The following is an 18864-nucleotide window of genomic DNA, read 5'->3' as shown; positions in this document are numbered from 1 at the left end:
TGAGAGAGGCTGGAAATGAGATTGAAAATAATTAAACTGAATAAAAACGCCCGGCAATGGCCGGGCGTTTTATATCGCGTGGACGAAGATTACTTCACTTCCACCGCCAGGCTTTCGGCGATCTTGCTCTGCCACAGTGCAGGGCCGGTGATGTGCACCGATTCACCCTTGCTGTCCACCGCAACGGTGACTGGCATGTCCTTCACTTCGAACTCGTAGATCGCTTCCATGCCCAGCTCGGCGAAGGCCAGGACCTTCGACTTGCGGATGGCCTGGGCCACCAGGTAGGCGGCGCCGCCGACGGCCATCAGGTACACGGCCTTGTTGTCCTTGATCGCTTCGATGGCGGTCGGGCCACGTTCGGACTTGCCGATCATGCCCAGAAGGCCGGTCTGCTCGAGGATCTGGCGGGTGAACTTGTCCATGCGGGTGGCGGTGGTCGGGCCGGCTGGGCCTACCACTTCGTCACCGACCGGGTCGACCGGGCCGACGTAATAGATGAAGCGGCCTTTGAGGTCGACCGGCAGCTCTTCGCCGCGGTTGAGCATCTCGACCATGCGCTTGTGCGCGGCGTCGCGGCCGGTGAGCATCTTGCCGTTGAGCAGGATGGTCTCGCCTGGCTGCCAGCTGGCGACCTCTTCCGGGGTGATTTCGTCGAGGTTGACGCGACGGGCGCTCGGGCCGGCTTCCCAGACGATTTCCGGGTAGGCGTCCAGCGACGGTGCTTCCAGTTCGGCAGGGCCGGAACCGTCGAGCACGAAGTGGGCGTGACGGGTGGCGGCGCAGTTGGGGATCATGCACACCGGCAGGGAGGCGGCGTGGGTCGGGTAGTCCATGATCTTGACGTCGAGCACGGTGGTCAGGCCGCCCAGGCCCTGGGCGCCGATGCCGAGCTGGTTGACCTTGTCGAACAGCTCCAGGCGGATCTCTTCGATGCGGTTCTGCGGGCCACGGGCCTTGAGCTCATGAATGTCGATGGACTCCATCAACACTTCCTTGGCCATGACCGCGGCTTTCTCGGCGGTACCGCCGATGCCGATGCCCAGCATGCCTGGCGGGCACCAGCCAGCGCCCATGGTCGGGACGGTCTTGAGCACCCAGTCGACGATCGAGTCGGACGGGTTGAGCATGGCCATCTTCGACTTGTTTTCCGAACCGCCGCCCTTGGCTGCGACATCGACCTCTACCTTGTCGCCGGGGACGATGGAGTAGTGGATGACGGCCGGGGTGTTGTCCTTGGTGTTCTTGCGGGCACCGGCCGGGTCGGCCAGGATCGAGGCGCGCAGGACGTTCTCGGGCAGGTTGTAGGCGCGGCGCACACCTTCGTTGATCATGTCGTCGACGCTCAGGGTGGCGTCCCAGCGTACGTCCATGCCCACGCGCACGAACACGGTGACGATACCGGTGTCCTGGCAGATCGGGCGGTGGCCGGTGGCGCACATGCGCGAGTTGATCAGGATCTGGGCGATCGAGTCACGCGCGGCGGGCGACTCTTCACGCAGGTAGGCCTCGTGCATCGCCTGGATGAAGTCGACGGGGTGGTAGTACGAGATGAATTGCAGGGCGTCGGCAACGCTCTGAATCAGGTCGTCTTGCTTGATCACGGTCATGCAGCGCGCTCCTCTTAAAGACGGGAACATTCAAATAGGCACACCGACAACGCACACCGGTATGTCGGCAGTGCCTGGCAAGGCTCCGGCTGGTCGGGCCGGGGCAAAAAGGCGCGGCAGTATACCGCGCCCCGCCGTGGGAAACACCTGCGGGTGGTCTGGACCTTGGTCGGCTGCGGGGCGGGCATCGTTTTTGCTGTGACGGTTGGATGGAGTGGCCCGACGTTGTAGCGTAGAGAGTACTGCGTGGGAGCGGGCTTGCCCCGCGATGGCGGCGAAAGCCGATGCGGCCCATCGCGGGGCAAGCCCGCTCCCACGCAGCCTGCGTCGCTCGCCGGCGGTGGTGCCCAAATATGAGTCTGATGAGAACCTGACATGCCCGAACTCTACGTGGGCGAGCGCCGCTTTACGGTGCCGACCGCGAGCAACCTGCTCGATGCACTCAACGACGCCGGTTGCGCCGTGCCCTACAGTTGCCGCGCCGGCAGTTGCCATGCCTGCCTGGTGCGCTGCCTCGACGGTCTGCCCGTCGATGCCAAACCCGAGGCACTGAGCGCCGACAAGCGCGACGAAGGCTGGCGACTGGCCTGCCAGTGCACGGTGGCCGGTGACCTGCGGGTGGCGGTGTTCGACCCGCAACGCGATGGCTTGCCGGCCAGGGTCAGCACCCTGGACTGGTTCGGCGATGTGCTGCGCCTGCGGCTCGAACCGCAAAGGCCGCTGCGCTACCGGGCAGGGCAGCATCTGGTGTTGTGGTGTGGCGATGTCGCCCGTCCGTATTCGCTGGCGAGCTTGCCGGGCGAGGACGATTGCCTGGAGTTTCATATCGATTGCAGCCGCCCCGGTGCGTTCTGCGACCGGGCCCGGCAAATGAGCGTGGGTGATGAAATCAGGCTCGGCGAGCTGCGTGGTGGTGCCTTGCACTACGACCCCGACTGGCAGACGCGGCCGCTCTGGTTGCTGGCGGCGGGTACGGGGCTGGCGCCATTGTGGGGCATCTTGCGCGAAGCGTTGCGCCAGGGGCATCAGGGGGAGATTCGGGTGCTGCACGTGGCACGCGATCGGACAGGGCACTACCTGGCCGAACCGTTGATGCGCATGGATGGGGTGAGTGTCGAACTGGTGCTGGCGGACCAGTTGGATGATGCACTGGCGACCTTGCGGCCGTCATCGCGGCAGACGATGGCGCTGGTGTGCGGAGCGCCGGGGCGTGTCGAGCGGTTCTCCCGGCGGCTGTTCATTGCTGGAGTGCCGAGGAACCAGGTGCTTGCGGATGTATTTACCGAGCATGTCTAGGCGTTAAAACGATCGCGGGGCAAGCCCGCTCCCACGCAACTTGTATCGGCTGCGTGGGACCGGGCTTGCCCCGCGATAGGTACTGCGTGTGAATCAACCGACCAGCGGATCACCTACGTGCAGGATCTTCATGCCGTTGGTGCCACCGATGGTGTGGTAGCTGTCACCCTTGGTGAGGATGACCCAGTCACCTTGCTCCACCAGGCCGCGCTTGAGCAGCTCGTCGACGGCTGCCTGGCTGACCTTGTCGGCCGGCAGCGAGGCTGGGTCGAATGCGATCGGGTAGACGCCGCGGAACATGTTGGCACGGGCCTGGGTGGCACGGTGCGGCGACAGCGCGAAGATCGGCACATGCGAGCGCAGGCGCGACATGATCAGCGGGGTGTAGCCACTTTCGGTGAGGGCGATGATCGCCTTGACGCCGGGGAAGTGGTTGGCGGTGTACATCGCCGCGAGGGCAATGGACTCGTCGCAGCGCTCGAAGGTGGTATGCAGACGGTGGCTGGACTTCTGGCTGGTCGGGTGCTTTTCAGCGCCCGAGCAGATCCGCGCCATGGCCTGGACTGCTTCGATCGGGTAGCTGCCGGCGGCGCTTTCGGCCGACAGCATCACCGCGTCGGTGTTGTCCAGCACGGCGTTGGCCACGTCGGACACTTCGGCGCGGGTCGGCATCGGGTTCTGGATCATCGACTCCATCATCTGGGTCGCGACGATCACCGCCTTGTTGTTGCGGCGGGCGTGCTGGATGATCTTCTTCTGGATGGCGATCAACTCGGCGTCGCCGATTTCCACGCCCAGGTCGCCACGCGCAACCATCACCGCGTCGGAGGCGAGGATCAGTTGGTCGAGGGTCTCGTCGTCGGCCACCGCTTCGGCGCGTTCGATCTTGGCCACCAGCCAGGCGCTGCCGCCGGCTTCATCACGCAGCTTGCGGGCGTATTCCATGTCGCTGGCGTCACGCGGGAAGGAGACGGCCAGGTAGTCCAGGTCCATTTCCGCGGCCAGCTTGATGTCGGCTTTGTCTTTTTCGGTCAGGGCTGGCGCGGTCAGGCCGCCACCCTTGCGGTTGATGCCTTTGTGGTCGGACAGCGGGCCGCCGATGATCACCACGCAATGCAGGGCATCGCTGGTGGCGGTCTCGACGCGCATGACCACACGGCCGTCGTCGAGCAGCAGTTCGTCACCGACGCCGCAGTCCTTGACCAGGTCGGGGTAATCGATGCCGACGATGTCCTGAGTGCCTTCGGTGAGCGGGTGGGCGGTGGAGAAGGTGAACTTGTCACCGACTTTCAGTTCGATGCGCTTGTTGCTGAATTTGGCGATGCGGATCTTCGGACCCTGCAGGTCGCCCAGCAGCGCGACGTGGCGGCCGTTCTTGGCGGCGATGTCGCGGATCAGGCGGGCGCGGGCCTTGTGCTCGTCCGGGGTGCCGTGGGAGAAGTTCAGGCGTGCCACGTCCAGGCCGGCGAGGATCAGTTGTTCGATCACTTCCGGCGAATTGCTGGCGGGGCCAAGGGTGGCGACGATTTTGGTACGACGGATGGTCATGCACAGACTCCTATAGTGAAGCGCAGCGAGAGGCTACTCCTCAATTGAGCTGTAGTCATTGTTCCGTTGCACTACCGGGAGGCAGAATCAACGGTCGCTTGCACGCTGAAAGACGCAAGCTACAAGCGGCACGCTACAAGCAGATGGATGAGTGGCTGATTAAGGCATTTCGCCACTTGTAACTTGATGCTGGAGAATTTCACACAGGCGCCGATACACTTGGCATCCAAGGAGAGTTCCCATGCGCACCCTGATCGTTTTGACCATGGCGGCCAGTGTCGTCGGCTGCACCCGCTGGTCCATGGACCACCATTTGAACAATGCCTACCGTGCCTATGACCGTGGCGACTGCTCGCGGGTCATGCTGGAGCTGTCGCAGGTCGACCGCACCAGCCGCGCACGGCCGTTCATCCATCCGGAAGTGTCGATGCTGCGTGGCCAGTGCCTGGAGCGGCAGAAACTTTACGTAGATGCCGCGCAGACCTACCAGTACCTGATCCAGCAGTACCCGCGCAACGAATACGCCTATCGCGCCCAGGCTCGCCTGCAAACCCTTGAAAGGCTGGGCTATCTGAGCGGTGAAGCGGCAGTGGCCAGCCCGGTAAAAGGCACACCTTGGCGTTAATCCCAAGGTGTCGCCGATTTCATGGTAATGGCCCATCGGGCTGGGCTAATCTGTTAAACAAGTTGTAACGATCACTGCCAGTACCTTGTCTTCCTGGCTCCGGGTACAGGAATACACAGCCACCATGTTTACCGAACGTCATATACAACGCCACCAACTGCCTTGCGTACTCAAGGTCTACAACCGCTTTACCGACCAGCAGATCGGGTACCTGGGCAATGCCTCCGAGGACGGCCTGATGCTGATCAGCCAGTTGCCGGTGCTGGTGGGGCCAGATTTCGAGCTGCAACTGCGCGTGCCGCAGGCCGGCGGCGGGCAGCAACTGATCAACCTCACCGCCAGTTGCCTGTGGTGCCGCGAAGACGAGACGCCGGGGCATTACGATGCCGGCTTCATGCTGCTGCAGGCACCCCAGGAATACGATGATTTCGTGCGCTCGCTGCGCGACTACTTCAGCTTCCGCCCGCTCAACGCCTCTGCCTGAACGCTGGCCCTGGCGCCACTACGCCCGCTAGACTCTGGTCGACCTTGTTACAGGAAGACCCCGTGAGCTCCAGCATCTTCTGGCACGACTACGAAACCACCGGCATCAACCCACGTAACGACCGCCCGTTGCAGGTGGCCGGTGTACGCACCGACCTCGACCTCAACGAGATCGAGGCGCCGATCAGCCTCTATTGCCGTCCCTCCGACGACATCCTGCCGCACCCCGCCGCGTGCCTGGTGACCGGTATCACGCCGCAGCAACTGGCCAGCCAGGGCTTGTGCGAAGCCGAGTTCATGACCCGGATCCATGAGCAGTTGGCCCGCCCAGGCACCTGTGGTGCCGGCTACAACACCCTGCGTTTCGATGACGAAGTCACCCGCTACAGCCTTTACCGCAACTTTTTCGACCCCTATGCCCGCGAATGGCAGGGCGGCAACAGCCGTTGGGATCTGATCGACGTGGTGCGTACGGCGTATGCCCTGCGCCCTGAAGGGATTGTCTGGCCGCAGCAGGAGGGACGTACCAGCCTGCGCCTGGAGTTGCTCAGCAAGGCCAATGGCATCGACCATGGCCACGCCCATGAAGCGTTGTCCGACGTACGGGCAACCATCGCGCTGGCGCGACTGATTCGCGAGAAACAACCGAAACTCTATGACTGGCTGTTCCAGTTGCGCAGCAAGCACAAAGTGATGGAGCAGATTCGCCTGCTGCAACCATTGGTACATGTATCAGGGCGTTTCTCTGCCCAGCGTAATTACATCGGTGTGGTGCTGCCATTGGCCTGGCATCCGCGTAATCGCAACGCCCTGATTGTCTGTGACCTGGGGCAGGAAACTTCGCCGCTGCTGCAGGAAAGTGCCGAGGTGCTGCGTCAGCGGTTGTACACGCGGCGCGAAGCATTGGCTGAAGGCGAACTACCGGTGCCGTTGAAGTTGGTGCATGTCAATCGCTGCCCGGTGCTGGCACCCTTGTCGGTAGTGCGTCCCGCCGATCAACAACGGTTGGGCCTGGATATGGCGCAACTGCAGAGGCACGCTGAGCAATTGGCCAGTCAGCAGGCCCATTGGCGCGACAAGCTCGAGATTATTTACGGGGAGGAAGACTTTGCCCCCTGTGAGGATCCGGAACAACAGTTGTACGACGGATTCATCGGTGATCGAGACAGACGCTTGTGTGAACAAGTACGTACCACAGACCCGGCGCAATTGGCCAAGGGACACTGGATGTTCGATGATTCGCGCTTGCCCGAGCTGTTGTTCCGTTATCGTGCACGCAACTTTGCCGACACCCTCGATGCACAAGAACAGGCACGTTGGCAGGCATTCTGCCAGCAGCGCTTAAGCGACCCTGGTTTGGGCGCACCGAACACCCTGGGTGACTTCGAGAAGGCGTTGCAGAGCAGTTGGGCCGAGGCTGACGAGGCGGGGAGAGCGGTATTGAAGGCCTGGCAGGTACATGCCGGGCAATTGAAAACGCAGTTCCAGATTTGAACCCAAGCAGTAAGAAAAAACGCCGGCAGCTGCCGGCGTTTTTCAAGTTGTAACTGATTGCGTGATACGCGTATCAGTCCAGCAGGGTGGCCCAGCCTTCAACGACGTCGCCGCCCCACTTGGCTTTCCACTCTTTCAGGGTCTTGTGGTTGCCACCCTTGGTTTCAATAACCTCGCCATTGTGCGGGTTCTTGTACTGCTTGACCTTGCGTGCGCGTTTGGTGGCGGTGACTTTGGTCGCACCGCGCGGGGCCTTGCTCAGTTTGCTTTCTGGGTCGAGCAGGGCAATCACGTCGCGCAGCGACTTGGAGTATTCGCCCATCAGGGTGCGCAGTTTGCCTTCGAACTCCAGTTCTTTCTTCAGCTTGTCATCCTGGGACAGGTTGGCCAGGCGGGCCTGAAGTTCTTTGATGGCTTCTTCGGTGGCGCGGTATTCGTTGATCAGCGACATGGCGTGTTCCTTAATGCATGTTCAGGGAGACAGTGCGGGCAATAATAGACAGGCGATACTCGCAAGTAAACAATTAAAAAGTCACGAATCAATTAATAGCAGTGAATGGCCAGATCGCTGTTTGGTTAAAAAAAATTTACATAAATGACAGGTTAATCGGCATACCCCTTTACGAAGAAGGGAGATGGCGCGTGGGAATTTTCCCTGTCGCCGTCGCTGCGATGCCTGTCGATCAATACTGCGTTTTTCTTCCCGGGCCGCTAGAATATGCGCCTTTGCGAAGTTCTGGAGCCCCCTCATGCGCACCTATCGACTGGTGATTGCCTGCCCCGACCGTGTCGGCATCGTGGCGAAAGTCAGTAATTTCCTGGCCCTCTATAATGGCTGGATCAACGAGGCCAGCCACCACTCCGATGAACAGAGTGGCTGGTTCTTCATGCGCCATGAAATCCGCGCCGAATCCCTGCCGTTCGGCATCGATGCATTCCGCGAGGCGTTTGCGCCGATCGCCGAAGAGTTCTCCATGACCTGGCGGATCACCGACTCGGCGCAGAAGAAGCGCGTGGTGCTGATGGCCAGCCGTGAATCCCACTGCCTGGCCGACCTGCTGCACCGCTGGCACACCGATGAACTGGATTGCGAGATTCCCTGCGTGATCTCCAACCACGACGACCTGCGCAGCATGGTCGAGTGGCATGGGATTCCGTTCTTCCACGTGCCGGTCGACCCGAAGGACAAGGCCCCGGCTTTCGCCGAGGTCTCGCGCCTGGTCCAGGAACACGGTGCCGACGTGGTGGTGCTGGCGCGCTACATGCAGATTCTGCCGCCACAGCTGTGCCGTGACTACGCGGAAAAGGTCATCAACATCCACCACAGCTTCCTGCCGTCGTTCGTCGGTGCCAAGCCGTACCACCAGGCTGCCCTGCGTGGCGTGAAGCTGATCGGCGCGACCTGCCACTACGTCACCGAAGAGCTGGATGCCGGCCCGATCATCGAGCAGGACGTGGTGCGTGTGAGCCACGCCGACAGCATCGAGGACATGGTGCGTTTCGGCCGTGACGTGGAGAAGATGGTGCTGGCCCGTGGTCTGCGTTATCACCTCGAAGACCGCGTGCTGGTGCACGGCAACAAGACCGTGGTCTTCGACTGACCATGGCAGGCCCTCGCGACAAGGCCGGCGCCTGCGCGCCGCCAACCTTGGGCGAAGGTTGCCTGGCGCGTTTCGACCCTGAAGCGCTGCGCGACGAGGACGGCACCGAGTTCCCCGGTGCCGCTGCGTTGTGGCAAGCGCTCAACCCGTCTGAGGCCGCCAGCGCTCCAGCTGCGGACGCGCAGTTGCTCCTTTCGGCCAGCCGAGAGAATTAGCAGGTAACCGCGCGTCAGCTCAGGATCGCCGCGACAGCCGCCGAACTTCACCCCCAGACCCGTCGGTGCCTTTCATGCAGTGACCTGGCGATCAAGCCAGGCGCATTTGGTCAGGGGTTCGCGGCCTTCGGCCAACAGCCGGTGCAGAGTGTCCAGCCAGTAGTTGCGGGAGGCTGGATGGCGCATATCAATCGGGTGTAATCCCAGGCGCAATGTATCGGCCTGCTGCCAGCGTCGGTACTGCCATTCGTTGATCAGCTTCGACAGGCTGCGGCGCCAGGCGCTGCGCGCACTCCACACCAGGCCTGGGGCGTTGAATGCGGTGAAGTCCGGCAGGCGATACAGGTATCGGGCAGTGCTGGTGTAGCGCAGCGGCAGTTGGCGCAAGGCCTGCCGGGTACCTTCACTCATCAGCCATGCGGGGGCGACGAAGCCGGCGACGGGCCAGCCTTGCTGGCCGAACAGCGCCAACCCGGCTTGCAGGCGTTGCAAGGCAGCCATCTGGTCGAGCCCGTAGAACTCACCTTCATGGGTGTAGACACGGCGCATGAAGTACTCGCCAGGCCCACGGGGCGGTGGCCCGTCGTCGGCATGGTAGTAACCGTGCAGGGCCAACTCGTCACCCAGTGCCAGGCGCCGCTCGAGCAGGCGGCAGAAGGTCGGTGAGCGGGCCAGGTAGTTGCGGTGATGGAAGTCCGGGACCACCAGCCAGGTCATCGGCACGCCGCCGAGGCTGTCGATGGCCTGCACGAAGGGTTGGTAGTCGGGCCAGGTTTGCGGCGCGACATCGTGCAGTACCAGCATCAGGCTACGTGCGGCGCCGTCGGGTTCAGCCATGGGCGCGTACCTGCGGCAGGTGGCCGAGTACCGCCTGGTAGTGCAGCAGCAGGCCGTTGACCACCTGGTCCCAGCTATAGTGCTGCTCGACATGCAGGCGGGCCTGGGCACCGAGGCGGCCCACGCCGTCCTCGAACGCTTCGTGTACCCCGTCGGCCATGGCCTGGCTGTCGTTGGGGCGGCACAGGCGGCCACACTGCTCGTTGATGATTTCCCTGAACGCGCCTGCACGTACGGCGACAACCGCGGTGGCGCTGGCCATGGCTTCGAGAATCACCAGGCCAAAGGTTTCCTGATCGCCGGCATGCAGCAGCAGGTCGGCACTGGCCAGTAGCCGGGCGACTTCCTGAGGTGGGCAGAAATGGTCGATCACGCTGACGTTGTCCGGCACGCTGGCCGGCATGTTCGAACCCAGCAACAGCAGGTGGTAGCGCTGGCCCAGCAGGCGCATGCAGTCGAGCAGTACCGGCAGGTTCTTTTCCCGTGAGCCGCGCCCGGCAAACACCAGCAGGCGGCTGGTTTCAGCGATGCCCAGCTCGGCGCGCAGGCCGGGGTCGTGTCGGGCCGGGTTGAACAGGGCCAGGTCAACGCCCAGGTGCTGCACGTGCACATCCCTGATCCCGAGCCGACGCAGTTTGTCGGCCATCACCTGGCTTGGCGCCAGCACCCGGTCGAAGTTGCCATACAGCTTGCTCACATAGGCCTCGACATTGGGCTCGAACCAGTGGCCCATGCGGTTGCTGACTAGCAGCGGCAAGTCGGAGTGATAGAAGCCGATCACCGGTACCGCGAGCTTGCGCCGGGCCTCCAGCGCGGCCCAGGCGGTGAGATAGGGGTCGCCGACTTCGATCAGGTCGGGCTGCAGGCGGCGCAGCATGTTGCACCAGGGGGCCAGGCGCAGGGGGAAGCGGTAGCCGTTGCCGAATGGCAGGGGTGGGGCGGGGACGTGGTGGATGCCATCGGTGTGGCTGGCGCTGGGACCGGGGATCAACAAGCTGTGGCGTACGCCGGGCATGGCGCCGAGGCGGTGGTGTTTGGCGTCGAGATACGTCCGTACACCACCGCTGGCCGGAGCGTAGAACATGGTGATGTCGGCGATGTGCACGATCAGCATCCCTCCGCGGATCGACTTCAAGATCGTCATCGGGCGTGATACGCCGACGATGATTCGCCTGAAGGTTGACCTTACAGAAGGATAGTTTGTTCGATCGGGAAGCGGCGCTGGCTTCTTCGCGGGTGAACCCGCTCCCACAGTGATCGCGACAGTTTCAGGCACTGCGCAGATCCTGTGGGAGCGGGTTCACCTGCGAAGCAGGCAACCCGGTCGGACGGTCAGATGCGGAAGCTGCCGACCAGGTGCTTCAGGCGGCCGGCCTGCTGCTCGAGGTCCGAGCAGGCGCGCAGGGTGGCCTGCAGGTTCTCGACGCCTTCCTGGTTGAGCATGTTGATTTCGTTGATGTCCATGTTGATCGAGTCGACCACGGCGGTCTGCTCTTCGGTGGCGGTGGCCACGGACTGGTTCATGCCGTCGATTTCGCCGATGCGCTGGGTCACGCTGCCCAGGCGCTCGCCGGCCTGGTTGGCGATCTCCATGCTGTCCTGGCTGTGGCGCTGGCTCTGGCCCATGGTGTCGACCGACTCGCGGGCGCCGATTTGCAGCTCCTCGATCATGGTCTGCACCTGTTGCGCCGACTCCTGGGTGCGGTGGGCCAGGTTGCGCACTTCATCGGCGACCACGGCAAAGCCACGCCCGGCTTCGCCGGCACGCGCAGCCTCGATGGCGGCGTTGAGCGCCAGCAGGTTGGTCTGCTGCGAGATGCTGGTGATCACCTCGAGAATCTGGCCGATGTTGACGGTCTTGTTGTTGAGCGTCTCGATGTGCGAGCTGGAGGTGACGATCAGGTCCGACAGGCGGTTCATCGCATCGATGTTGCGCTGCACCACGTGTTGGCCTTCCTCTGCCAGCAGGCGTGCGGAGCTGGCGTGCTGCGACGCCTGGGCGGCGTTGCCGGCGATCTCCTGGGCGGCGGCACCCAGCTGGTTGATGGCGGCAGCGACGCTGTTGGTGCGGTTGGACTGCTCGTCGGAGTTGGTCATCGACGAGTTGGAGGCGCTGATCACCCGCAGGGCCACTTCGTTGACCTGCTCGGTGGCCGAGGACACCTCGCGGATCGAGGTGTGGATGCGTTCGACGAAGCGGTTGAACGCCGTGCCGAGAATGCCGAACTCGTCGTGGTTGTCGATCTGCAGGCGGCGAGTCAGGTCGCCTTCACCTTCGGCGATGTTCTCCATGGCGCGGGTCATGGTGTGCAGCGGCTGCAGCAGCACACGGATCAGCAGGCCGAGCAGGGCGATGATGATCACCACCGCCACCAGGGTGGCGATGACCGCCGAGGTGCGGAAGTTGCTGAGCATGGTGAAGGCTTTGTCTTTGTCTACCGACAGACCGATGTACCAGTTGGCCGAAGGCAGGCCCTTGACCGGGGTGAAGGTCAGCAGGCGGGTCTGGCCATCGAGTTCGACTTCGGTCAACTCACGGGACAGTTTCGGTGTGTGCTGCGGGAACAGGTCCGACAGCGACTTCATCACCAGGTTCTTGTCCGGGTGCACCAGGATCTTGCCTTGGTCGTTGACCAGGAAGGCATAGCCCATGCCGCCGAAGTTCAGCGAGTTGATGATCTCGACCAGGCCGTCGAGGGCCAGGTCGCCACCGACCACGCCGACCGAGCGCGAAGCGGTGCTGATGATCGAGATGACCATCTTGTTGGTGGCCATGTCGATGTAGGGTTCGGTGAGCATCGGGCCGTTGGCGTTCATGCCATCCTTGTACCAGGGGCGCACGCGAGGGTCGTAGCCATCGGGCATCTTGGTGTCCGGGCGCACGGTGAAGGTGCCGTCGGGCTGGCCGAGGTAGATGGTCAGAAAGCTGGAAGTGAGGGCATTCTGGCCCAGCAGGGTGCCGATGTTCTGTGGGTACTGGGCAAGGTTCTGGGCAACGTTCTCGACCAGCTTGATGCGGCCCTCGAACAGGTTGCGGATGTTGGTGGACGTGGATTCGCCCATCTCGGCCAGGTAATTCTCCAGGTTCTCGCGAATGGCATTACGCTGGAGGTAGTCGTTGTACAGGGTGAACAGGCTGAAGGCGAGGATCACGATGAGTGATGCCGCCATAAGAATCTTGTGGCTGAAACGAAGGCTTTTATTCATGACGTGATCGCGTCCGCTAAGGTTTTTTTATCGGGTCGTTCGCACAAAGCACGGTGGGAAAACAGTGCAACAGGTCCCGGGGGTCCTTTTCGGGTTGTAACTGTCTTTCTGTTTGGAATCATTTTGAAATATCGGCCGTTACCACGCAGAACTTGAGCAAAGGATGAACAAGATGCCGGATTCTTTTCAAATGCTTGTAGGCGCTGGCCCTGACGGCCAGCCGGTGTCCCAGGCCATGCGCCTGGCCAATCGCCACGGGCTGGTGGCGGGTGCCACAGGGACCGGCAAGACCGTCACCTTGCAGCATCTGGCCGAGCTGTTCAGCGATGCCGGTGTGGCAGTGTTCGCCGCCGATGTGAAGGGCGACCTGTGTGGCCTGGGCGCGGCCGGCACGCCGCAGGGCAAGGTGGCCGAGCGCATCGCCGGGATGCCTTGGCTGAATCATCGCCCGCAGGCCTACCCGGTCACCTTGTGGGATATCGCCGGCCAGTCGGGGCACCCGTTGCGTACCACCCTGAGTGAAATGGGCCCCTTGCTGCTGGGCAACCTGCTGGAGCTTACCGACAGCCAGCAGGCGGCCTTGTATGCGGCGTTCAAGGTGGCTGACCGTGAGGGGCTGTTGTTGCTCGACCTCAAGGACCTCAAGGCCTTGTTGGCGCACTTGAAGGACAACCCGCAACTGCTCGGCGAGGACAGCGCGCTGATGACCAGTGCCTCGACCCAGGCCCTGCTGCGCCGCCTGGCCACCCTGGAGCAGCAGGGCGCCGAGGCGCTGTTCGGCGAGCCAGCGCTGCAACTGGAGGACTTGCTGCACCCGGGTAGCGACGGCCGTGGCCGCATCCATCTGCTCGACGCCAGCCGCCTGGTGCATGAGGCGCCCAAGGTCTATGCGACTTTCCTGCTTTGGCTGCTCGCCGAGCTGTTCGAGCAACTGCCCGAGCGCGGTGATGCCGACAAGCCGGTGCTGGCGCTGTTCTTCGATGAAGCCCACTTGCTGTTCAACGATACGCCAAAGGCGTTGCAGGACCGCCTGGAGCAAGTGGTGCGGCTGATCCGCTCCAAAGGCGTGGGGGTTTATTTCGTCACCCAGTCGCCCGGCGACCTCCCGGATACCGTGCTGGCCCAGTTGGGGTTGCGTATCCAGCACGGCCTGCGGGCGTTCACCGCCAAGGAGCAGAAATCATTGCGCGCCGTGGCCGATGGCTTCCGCCCCAACCCTGCCTTCGACAGCCTGACGGTGCTGACCGAACTGGGTATCGGTGAGGCGCTGGTGGGCACCTTGGAAGAAAAGGGCACACCGGCCATGGTCCAGCGGGTGCTGATTGCTCCGCCGCAGTCGCGGATCGGGCCGTTGAGCGCGGCCGAGCGCAGCGCGTTGATCGCGGCGTCGCCATTGCTGGGCCGTTACGACAAACCGATCGACCGCGAGTCGGCCTATGAAATGCTCCTGCAGCGCAAAGGCGCGCCACTGGAGCCTGCGCCCCAGCCCAAGGCCGATGAGGAAAGCCTGGCCGACAAGGCCGGCGAGTTTCTGCAGAGCGCGGCCGGGCAGGCGATCAAGTCGGCGGTGCGCCAGGCGGCCAACCAGCTGGGGCGGCAGTTGGTGCGAGGGTTGATGGGGTCGTTGCTCGGAGGCAAGAAGCGCTGAGCAGCTCGGTAAAAAAGAAGAGCGCCAATCGGCGCTCTCTTTTTATCAGAGCCGCGGGTAATCGATGTACCCCACCGGCCCCTTGCCATAGAAGGTTTCCGGATGCGGCGCATTGAGCGGCGCATCGGCCGCCAGCCGTGCCGGGAGGTCGGGGTTGGCGATGAACGGGATGCCAAAGGCCACCGCATCGGCCTTGCCGCTGGCCAGGGCGGCATTGGCGCTGGCTTTGTCGAAGCGTTCGTTGACGATGTACGGTCCGCCGAACGCATCCTTTATAAGCAGGCCAATACTGTCGTCGGCTTCCTTTTCCCGTGAACAGATGAACGCGATACCACGCTTGCCCAGTTCCCGGGCCACGTAGGTGAAGGTCTCGGCGCGGTCGGCGTCGCCCATGTCGTGGGCATCGGCGCGCGGTGCCAGGTGTACGCCGACGCGGCCGGCTCCCCACACCTCGATGGCAGCATCGGTCACCTCCAGCAGCAGGCGTGCACGGCTTTCCAGCGAGCCGCCGTAGCGGTCGGTGCGCTGGTTGGTGCTGCTCTGCAGGAACTGGTCGAGCAGGTAGCCATTGGCGCCATGGATCTCCACGCCGTCGAAACCCGCGGCCTTGGCGTTTTCGGCAGCGCTGCGGTAGGCCTCGACGATGTCGGCGATCTCTTCGGTTTCCAGGGCGCGCGGGGTGGGGTAGTTGCTGAGCGGGCGCACCAGGCTCACGTGGCCCTTGGGCTGGATGGCGCTGGGGGCTACCGGCAGCTCGCCGTTCAGGTACGACGGGTGGGAAATGCGCCCGACGTGCCACAGCTGCAGGAAGATGCGCCCGCCGGCGGCATGGATGGCCTTGGTGACGTTGTGCCAGCCGCGTACCTGCTCGTCGTTCCAGATGCCTGGGGTGTCGGGGTAGCCGACGCCCATCGGGGTGACGGAGGTCGCTTCGCTGAGGATCAGCCCGGCGCTGGCGCGTTGCACGTAGTACTCGGCCATCAGTGCGTTGGGTACCCGGCCTTCATCGGCACGGCAGCGGGTCAGCGGGGCCATGATGATGCGGTTGGGCAGTTCCAGGTCGCCTAGTGTGATTGGATCGAACAGCGTGGTCATACCGATTGCCTCGCAGCTATCAATTGGAAACCGTGGCCAGTTCGGCGTCGCTGCCGCGCTGGTTGAAAGTGATCAGGGTGACGATCAGCGCCAGCACAGCCAGGGCCGCCGCAGCCAGCGGCACACGGGTCAGGCCGAAACCGTGGGCGATGACGCTGCCGCCTACCCAGGCGCCCAGGGCGTTGCCCAGGTTGAACGCGCCGATATTGAGGGTCGACACCAGGTTAGGGGCGGCCTTGCCGTAGGTGACCACGTTGACCTGCAGTGCCGGTACGGCGGCGAAGGCGGCGGTGGCCCAGAGGAACAGGGTTATCTCGGCGGGCACCAGCGCCGTGCTGGTCCAGCTCAGCGCGGTGGACACCACGGCCATGGTGGTGAACACGCCCATCAAGGTGGCGCCCAGGCGCCGGTCGGCGAGCTTGCCGCCGACGATATTGCCCAGGGTCAGGCCCAGGCCGATCAACAGCAGGGTCCAGGTCACGCCACGTGGCGACACGCCAGTGACATCACCGAGCAGCGGCGCGACGTAGGTGAACAGGGCGAACATCGACGCCGAAAACAGCACGGTCATGCTCAGCGACAGCCAGATGCCGGCGCCTTTGAGCGCAGCCAGTTCGGCGCGCATGTTCACGCTCTGCTCTTCGGTCTGGCGTGGCAGGAAACGCAACAGGCCGATCAGTGCGACCACGCCGATGCCGGTCACCGCCCAGAATGTCGAACGCCAGCCGGCGACTTGGCCCAGCGCAGTGCCCAGCGGCACACCCAGTACGTTGGCGAGGGTAAGGCCGGTGAACATCAGCGCGACGGCCGAGGCGCGGCGGTTGGCTGGCACCAGGCTGGCCGCCACCACCGAGCCGATGCCGAAGAACGCGCCGTGGCACAACGCGGTGACCACCCGGGCGAACATCAGCAGGTTGTAGTCGGCGGCCACCGCGCACAGCAGGTTGCCAATGATGAATACGCCCATCAGCGCCACCAGCGCGGCCTTGCGTGGCAGGCGGGCGGTGGCCAGGGCCATGAACGGCGCGCCGATGGCCACGCCCAGGGCGTAGCCGGTCACCAGCCAGCCGGCACCGGGGATGCTGACCCCCAGGTCCTGCGCGACATCGGGCAGCAGGCCCATGATGACGAACTCGGTGGTGCCGATGGCGAAGGCGCTGAGCGCCAGGATCAATAAGGAAAGGGGCATTGCAAGGTCCTTGTCAGAGCTCTTGGCTCATCTGCGCGAGGAACGCCTGGATGGTGGCCTCGTTGCGTTTGAAGAAGTGCCATTGGCCGATCTTCTGGCTGCTGATCAGGCCGGCGCGTTGCAGGGTCGCCAGGTGGGCCGAGACGGTCGACTGCGACAGGCCGCAGCGTTGATCGATCTGCCCGGCACACACACCGTGCTCGGTGCTGTGATGCTGGTCGGGGAACTGCGCGGCCGGGTCCTTCAGCCAGCTGAGGATTTCTCGCCGTACCGGGTGGGACAGGGCTTTTATTATTTCGTCGAGATCGAGTGGCATGGATAGGCTCGTGGTGTATAGCGGTATATCGCGATGGAGCGAAATATAAATCGGTATTTCGCGATATACAAATATGAAAAGCTTCTGAGTTGATCGAGAATCGCTATATCGGGTTATGACGATATAGGTTGGCGCGGTGCTAGACTGCGGCCATGAATTACCTCGCACACTTGCACCTCGGCGGCCCGGCGCCGCATCAACTGCTCGGCAGCCTGTATGGCGATTTCGTCAAAGGCGCGCTGGAAGGCCGCTTTCCACCAGAGCTGGAAGCCGCGATCCGCTTGCACCGGCAGATCGACAGCTACACCGACAGCCACCCGTTGGTGTTGGCCGCGCTGGCGCGCTTCCCTCGTGAGCGCAGGCGTTATGCCGGGATCGTCCTGGATGTATTTTTCGACCACTGCCTGGCGCGGCACTGGGAGGAGTATGCCGACCAGCCGTTGGCGCAGTTCACCGGCGACTTCTACCGTGTGCTGTTGGCAGAGCCGCAGCTGCCGGGGCGGTTGGCGCGGATTGCGCCGTTCATGGCGGCGGACGATTGGCTGGGGGCCTATGGTGACTTCGCCACGCTGGAGCAAGTGTTCAGCGGTATCGGCCGGCGCTTATCCCGGCCGGAAGGGCTGCAGGGCGTCATGCAGGAACTGGAGAGACTGTACGAGCCGCTGCTGGCGGATTTTCGGGTGTTTTATCCACAGCTGCAGGCGTTTGCGGCGGCGGGCCGCTGACGCACGCAATCAGCTCAGCACTTGTTTCATCTGTATCAGTGCAACCCTGCTGCGATCCGGTGCCCGGCGTTCTTCTATATGGAAGGGTGTGAACCCAAGCTGTGGATAGAGCAACAAACCGGCAGTGTTGTGGTTGAAGCAAGACACCCAGACTTCTCGTGCGGCGAACTGCTCGCGGGCCAGTGTGATCATGCACTGCACCAGATAGCGTGCCACGCCCTTGCCGCGTGCAGCGGGAGCGATCACCACGTTACCGAGCGCACAAATCCCGCCTTGTTCTGCTTTATAGAAGTTTGCAAAACCCAGTAGAACGCCGTCTTCCTCGATCACTGTCGAACCGCTGCGCAGGGCGATGGCTTCGGTCAGTTGAGCGGGCGTCAACGGGTAGGTGGCTTTTGGGAACATGTAGAACAGTTCGTCCTGGCCTTGGGGGAAGCAGCAGATGGCGGGGATGTCGGTGGTTTGAACTGGGCGGTGGGTCAGCGGCATGGGGGGTTCATCCTGAAAGGGTTGGGCATTAGCTTATGTAGGGTAATGCCTTGTGGGGGCTTAGGAAGCTCCTGGAGTGAGCGCGGGGAGCTCGCCAGGAAATTAATTACCTGGTGGGGTTGACGGCCCAATTCAATACTGTATTATTCGCCTCCCGCAGCGAGACGCTCGCAGCGGGAAAGGCAGTAAGTTGTTGAAGTTGAAGGTGTTTTGAAAGAAGCAACTTCGTAAAAATCTTCAGCAAGGCGGTTGACAGCAAGTTGTAACGCTGTATGATTCGCCTCCCGCTACGAGAGATCGCAGCGAGTTAAGCGGTTGAAGCCAAACGAGTTTCTCGGAAARAAGCAACTTCGTAAAAATCTTCAGCAAGGCGGTTGACAGCAAGTTGTAACGCTGTATGATTCGCCTCCCGCTACGAGAGATCGCAGCGAGTTAAGCGGTTGAAGCCAAACGAGTTTCTCGGAAAAAACTTCAAAATAAACGCTT

Annotated in this window: 18 protein-coding genes and 1 pseudogene; 8 read left to right on the top strand and 11 right to left on the bottom strand. The window is 62.9% G+C overall.

Annotated features, from left to right (window positions below; translation table 11 throughout):
* Positions 1–89: 89 nt before the first annotated feature.
* On the bottom strand, positions 90–1610 hold the full coding sequence (locus tag RTH46_RS18395; RefSeq protein ID WP_110994918.1) for a fumarate hydratase: 1521 nt from the start codon (positions 1608–1610) through the stop codon (positions 90–92).
* Between the two features lie 375 nt (positions 1611–1985).
* On the opposite strand from RTH46_RS18395, the gene RTH46_RS18390 reads away from it, so the two are divergent.
* A complete protein-coding gene (locus tag RTH46_RS18390) occupies positions 1986–2906 on the top strand; it encodes an iron-sulfur-binding ferredoxin reductase (RefSeq protein WP_316906295.1) in 921 nt (306 codons plus the stop codon).
* A 93-nt stretch (positions 2907–2999) separates the two neighbouring features.
* On the opposite strand, the gene pyk is transcribed toward RTH46_RS18390, so the two are convergent.
* Complete coding sequence (gene pyk / locus RTH46_RS18385) at positions 3000–4454, bottom strand: pyruvate kinase (RefSeq protein WP_153789218.1); 1455 nt, start codon at positions 4452–4454, stop codon at positions 3000–3002.
* A gap of 241 nt (positions 4455–4695) precedes the next feature.
* Between pyk and RTH46_RS18380 the strand changes: the two genes are divergently transcribed.
* From RTH46_RS18380 to sbcB, 3 genes are all read left to right on the top strand, one after another.
* Positions 4696–5079 carry a tetratricopeptide repeat protein gene (locus tag RTH46_RS18380; protein ID WP_316906294.1) on the top strand — a complete coding sequence of 128 codons (384 nt, stop codon included), beginning with the start codon at positions 4696–4698 and terminating at the stop codon, positions 5077–5079.
* 124 nt (positions 5080–5203) lie between these two features.
* Positions 5204–5563 carry a PilZ domain-containing protein gene (locus tag RTH46_RS18375; RefSeq protein ID WP_153789220.1) on the top strand — a complete coding sequence of 120 codons (360 nt, stop codon included), beginning with the start codon at positions 5204–5206 and terminating at the stop codon, positions 5561–5563.
* Positions 5564–5625: 62 nt separating this feature from the next.
* Positions 5626–7056 (top strand): exodeoxyribonuclease I, encoded by a 1431-nt coding sequence (gene sbcB / locus RTH46_RS18370; RefSeq protein ID WP_153789221.1) that lies wholly within the window; start codon positions 5626–5628, stop codon positions 7054–7056.
* Between the two features lie 73 nt (positions 7057–7129).
* On the opposite strand, the gene mvaT is transcribed toward sbcB, so the two are convergent.
* Positions 7130–7507 carry a histone-like nucleoid-structuring protein MvaT gene (mvaT, locus tag RTH46_RS18365; protein ID WP_110994923.1) on the bottom strand — a complete coding sequence of 126 codons (378 nt, stop codon included), beginning with the start codon at positions 7505–7507 and terminating at the stop codon, positions 7130–7132.
* A gap of 298 nt (positions 7508–7805) precedes the next feature.
* Between mvaT and purU the strand changes: the two genes are divergently transcribed.
* Positions 7806–8657, top strand: coding sequence for a formyltetrahydrofolate deformylase (gene purU / locus RTH46_RS18360; protein WP_153789222.1), 852 nt, complete (start codon positions 7806–7808; stop codon positions 8655–8657).
* Positions 8658–8659: 2 nt separating this feature from the next.
* Positions 8660–8872 (top strand): hypothetical protein, encoded by a 213-nt coding sequence (locus RTH46_RS18355; protein ID WP_153789223.1) that lies wholly within the window; start codon positions 8660–8662, stop codon positions 8870–8872.
* 72 nt (positions 8873–8944) lie between these two features.
* On the opposite strand, the gene RTH46_RS18350 is transcribed toward RTH46_RS18355, so the two are convergent.
* From RTH46_RS18350 to RTH46_RS26330, 4 genes and pseudogenes are all read right to left on the bottom strand, one after another.
* Positions 8945–9709 carry a DUF2334 domain-containing protein gene (locus RTH46_RS18350; protein WP_153789224.1) on the bottom strand — a complete coding sequence of 255 codons (765 nt, stop codon included), beginning with the start codon at positions 9707–9709 and terminating at the stop codon, positions 8945–8947.
* The gene (locus tag RTH46_RS18345; protein ID WP_316906351.1) at positions 9702–10823 is read right to left on the bottom strand and encodes a glycosyltransferase family 1 protein; all 1122 of its coding nucleotides are present in this window, start codon (positions 10821–10823) and stop codon (positions 9702–9704) included. Before RTH46_RS18345 ends, RTH46_RS18350 begins: the two co-directional genes overlap by 8 nt.
* A gap of 218 nt (positions 10824–11041) precedes the next feature.
* Complete coding sequence (locus tag RTH46_RS26335) at positions 11042–11806, bottom strand: methyl-accepting chemotaxis protein (protein WP_371923764.1); 765 nt, start codon at positions 11804–11806, stop codon at positions 11042–11044.
* A gap of 93 nt (positions 11807–11899) precedes the next feature.
* Positions 11900–12880: pseudogene (locus RTH46_RS26330) on the bottom strand (cache domain-containing protein); the annotation flags it as partial.
* A 208-nt stretch (positions 12881–13088) separates the two neighbouring features.
* On the opposite strand from RTH46_RS26330, the gene RTH46_RS18335 reads away from it, so the two are divergent.
* A complete protein-coding gene (locus RTH46_RS18335) occupies positions 13089–14564 on the top strand; it encodes a helicase HerA-like domain-containing protein (protein ID WP_316906293.1) in 1476 nt (491 codons plus the stop codon).
* Between the two features lie 45 nt (positions 14565–14609).
* Here RTH46_RS18335 and RTH46_RS18330 read toward each other — a convergent pair whose 3' ends face one another.
* Genes RTH46_RS18330 through RTH46_RS18320 form a run of 3 tightly spaced genes read right to left on the bottom strand, consistent with a single transcriptional unit; the run spans position 14610 to position 17164 of the window.
* On the bottom strand, positions 14610–15659 hold the full coding sequence (locus tag RTH46_RS18330) for an alkene reductase (RefSeq protein ID WP_153789226.1): 1050 nt from the start codon (positions 15657–15659) through the stop codon (positions 14610–14612).
* A gap of 19 nt (positions 15660–15678) precedes the next feature.
* The gene (locus RTH46_RS18325) at positions 15679–16848 is read right to left on the bottom strand and encodes an MFS transporter (RefSeq protein ID WP_316906292.1); all 1170 of its coding nucleotides are present in this window, start codon (positions 16846–16848) and stop codon (positions 15679–15681) included.
* 13 nt (positions 16849–16861) lie between these two features.
* Entirely contained in the window at positions 16862–17164 is a 303-nt protein-coding gene (locus RTH46_RS18320; RefSeq protein ID WP_153789228.1) for an ArsR/SmtB family transcription factor, read from the bottom strand.
* A 152-nt stretch (positions 17165–17316) separates the two neighbouring features.
* Between RTH46_RS18320 and RTH46_RS18315 the strand changes: the two genes are divergently transcribed.
* Positions 17317–17889 (top strand): ACP phosphodiesterase, encoded by a 573-nt coding sequence (locus RTH46_RS18315; protein WP_316906291.1) that lies wholly within the window; start codon positions 17317–17319, stop codon positions 17887–17889.
* Positions 17890–17898: 9 nt separating this feature from the next.
* On the opposite strand, the gene RTH46_RS18310 is transcribed toward RTH46_RS18315, so the two are convergent.
* Positions 17899–18378 (bottom strand): GNAT family N-acetyltransferase, encoded by a 480-nt coding sequence (locus RTH46_RS18310; protein ID WP_153789230.1) that lies wholly within the window; start codon positions 18376–18378, stop codon positions 17899–17901.
* Between the last annotated feature and the right edge of the window lie 486 nt (positions 18379–18864).

Source organism: Pseudomonas sp. zfem004 (genome assembly GCF_032621715.1).
Taxonomy (GTDB): Bacteria; Pseudomonadota; Gammaproteobacteria; order Pseudomonadales; family Pseudomonadaceae; genus Aquipseudomonas; species Aquipseudomonas sichuanensis.
This window is presented reverse-complemented; position numbering and strand designations above follow the sequence as displayed.